The sequence below is a fragment of the Thiohalocapsa sp. genome (assembly GCF_019695415.1).
Lineage (GTDB): Bacteria > Pseudomonadota > Gammaproteobacteria > Chromatiales > Chromatiaceae > Thiohalocapsa.
Map to the genome: position 1 here is coordinate 1 of NZ_JAIFKJ010000598.1, position 2963 is coordinate 2963.

General features: G+C 64.5%; 4 protein-coding genes. All 4 read left to right on the forward strand.

The genetic code is table 11. The features are described 5' to 3' along the window. The first annotated feature begins 399 nt into the window (after window positions 1–399). The gene (locus I6U14_RS16460; protein WP_296900679.1) at window positions 400–1005 is read left to right on the forward strand and encodes a TetR/AcrR family transcriptional regulator; all 606 of its coding nucleotides are present in this window, start codon (window positions 400–402) and stop codon (window positions 1003–1005) included. Window positions 1006–1148: 143 nt separating this feature from the next. Then, a complete protein-coding gene (locus tag I6U14_RS16465) occupies window positions 1149–1715 on the forward strand; it encodes a hypothetical protein (RefSeq protein ID WP_296900681.1) in 567 nt (188 codons plus the stop codon). A 93-nt stretch (window positions 1716–1808) separates the two neighbouring features. Further along, complete coding sequence (locus I6U14_RS16470) at window positions 1809–2096, forward strand: MarR family winged helix-turn-helix transcriptional regulator (RefSeq protein WP_296900683.1); 288 nt, start codon at window positions 1809–1811, stop codon at window positions 2094–2096. A 260-nt stretch (window positions 2097–2356) separates the two neighbouring features. After that, window positions 2357–2959 (forward strand): hypothetical protein, encoded by a 603-nt coding sequence (locus I6U14_RS16475; protein ID WP_296900685.1) that lies wholly within the window; start codon window positions 2357–2359, stop codon window positions 2957–2959. Window positions 2960–2963 lie beyond the last annotated feature (4 nt).

Consider the following 2963-nt stretch of genomic DNA (forward strand, 5'->3'; position numbering starts at 1 on the left):
TTGGAGCCAGACGGTTCTTCACATAGTGCCAAGCTGTCGCGGAACGCTGGCACCGTGGTCCACGGGTCGAAAGTGCGAGGTCGTTGGGTCGGCGCACATGAGAGCCACCGGCCGTCCGTGCGGGCACTGGAATCCTTGCCTTTGCTTGAGTGGGGTGTTGGCCGTGTCAGGCTTCATCGCGGTTTCCTGCCGTGGCAGCCGCCTTGTGCTGCCCTTCCTAGGCTGACGTCTCGCGACAGCTCCCGACCCGCATCAGAGTTCCACCGTAGGTAGGGCACCAGGATTGCGGGTAGACGCCGGCCTTGCCGCCGAGTACCGCCACACCTTCGGACGCCCGGTTCGGCACCTCACTCTTGTTTCTTGCCTTGACTTGACCGAACGGTCAACTATGATGGGCCCATGAACGCAACGAATGACCCCCGCACCAGGATCGTCAAGGCCGCTGGCGACCTGCTGTACGCGAAGAGCTACGGCGAAGTGGGCGTTGCGGCCATCTGTGAGGCCGCCGGGGTCAAGAAGGGCAGCTTCTATCATTTCTTCCCGAGCAAGCAGGATCTGACGGTGGAGGTGCTGGAGCACGCCTGGCAGGCGATGAAAGCAGAGTTGCTCGACCGCGCCTTCCGGGCGGACCGATCACCCATGGAGCGGATCGAACGCTTCGCGCGGCTGGCCTACGAGTATCAGAAGGACCTCGCCGAGCGCACAGGGCAAGTCTACGGGTGTCCGTTCGGCAACATGGCGGCCGAGCAGGCCACCCAAGACGAACAGCTGCGCATCAAGACCCAAGAGATCTTTGCTCGGATGCAGCAGGCGCTTGAGGCAACGCTGCGCGAAGCACTCCAGCGCGGCGATATCGCCGGTATCGACCCGTCGGCCACAGCAGCAGCCATGTACGCCTACTCGGAGGGCGTGATGCTGCTGGCCAAGACGGCAAACGACGCCGACGTCATCGCGCGGCTGCTGCCGGCGATGGTGAGAATTCGCATTCCGTCCGAGTCGAGCTGAGCCGATCGGGCTTTCTGCGCACCGGGTGGATGGGCCGTGGGCTGGGCAGGCACGGCCAGGAATGACGAAGGCAGGGAGGACGCTGTCAATTTTTTTTGCCCGACGAATGTACTGACCAGTCAACTTGTAAGAGGAGTCTCTGCATGACCAGCACACAAACCGCGCCCGCGCATCCCCTGATCGAGCCGACCCCGCCTGCCGGAGAGGAGGGGCGGGTGAACGACGTCTTCGCCGCTGTCGAATCCCACCTCGGCTTCGTCCCCGACGCGCTGCGCCTCTACGGGATCAGCCCGCCACTGCTGGAGGCGTTCGTCGGCAACGTGTCCTATTTCCGCGGCGGCACCAGCCTGTCCCCGATGCTCACCACCATGATCCGCTACCTCGTGTCCGTCGCCGGCGACTGCCGCTTTTGCATCGACATGAACGAGGGCTTTCTCCTGCAGATGGGTCTGGACTTGGAGCACATCCGCGCCGGCCGCGAGGACGTCGAGCAGGCACCCGTGCATGAGCGGGAACGGCCGCTTCTGCGGCTCGCGCTCAGATCCACGACGGAGCCGCAAGCGATCACGGCTGCGGACCTCGATGCCTGCCGCGTTGCGGGCTTCAGCGACCGGGAGATCTTCGATGCCGTCGCGCAGGCCACCTCCAACCGGGCGCTGAATCTGATGCTGGCGACCTTCAAGGTGGAAGAGCAGGGCGCCTTCCTCTGACGGGTGATGGAACACGGGCCGACGGACCGGCCCGGCCAGGTTGAATTGCCGAAAGCGGTTGCGAAAGGAAAAAAGTGTATATACACTCTTCTCATGAGCAACCGACCGGACCTGCAGACGGCGTTGGCGGCGGCGGAGGGCTGCCTCGGCTTTGCGGTGCGCCGCAGTGCCCGAGCGCTGGCACAGTATTTCGACGCCGCCTTGTCACCGGCAGGTATCAAAGCGACGCAGTTCGCTTTGCTAAACGCCGTCTTTCTGCTCGACCGCCCGGGCATCCAAACGCTGGCCGAGGCCCTCGGCATGGACCGCACGACGCTGACGCGGAATTTGCGGCGGTTGGTGCATCAAGGATGGGTGTTGCTGAGTGCAGGCGTGGTTTGACGTGAGCGGCATGTGGCGTTGAGCGAGCGGGGAGAGACAACCTTGAGCGCGGCGCAGCGCCTGTGGGAGGCAGCACATGGGCGGCTGATAGATGGCCTCGGGCCGGAGCTTGCCCAGCGCTTGCTCGACGAGTTGAGGGATCTGACTGCATTGGCCAAGGACGCCTGAGTGCATCGCCGATTCGGCGGTGTACTTCCGATGGCAGCGAGTCTGCCACAGTCGAGACCTATACGTGTAGTTACACTGAACTGGAGGCGCTGATGAGCATCTTGTCCCTGACCTACAACACATCACCCCGAGTCGCCCGCAGCGATGCGCTGCTGGTGACCATTCTGTCGCTTTGGCTGGCCGTGGCGCTGGCGGCTTCGCTTTCAGGGGTGCTGGCGAGCGCGAGTCCGGCTTCCGTATGGGCATTTCCTGCGCTCATCTTCGGGCCGATTGCGCTGTTCGCTTTGGCGTACCGCATGCTGCCGGCCGTGCAAGGCTGGGCGCTGGGGCTTGATCGACGCTTGTTGATCGGTCTGCACGTCATGCGCACCGTCGGGCTGGGCTTCATCTTTCTATCCTTCTACGACATCCTGCCGGCCGCCTTTGCCTACCCGGCAGGCCTCGGTGATGCCGTGGCCGCCGTGTGGGCGCTGTGGCTCGGCTTCTCGCTGCCGCGAGGCGTCCCAGTCTCGCATCGCGCCACTCTGCGATGCAACCGGTTCGGCATCGGCGATTTCCTGATCGCCGTCGGCCTCGGGCTCCCACTGCGCTCGGCTTGGTTGGGCGGGCCCCTTGCGACTTGCCACCTGCGCACCTTCCCGCCCGCGCTCCCTCCGCCCTCTCGCGTGGCCAACCCTGCCCCCCCCCCCATCTGACTAA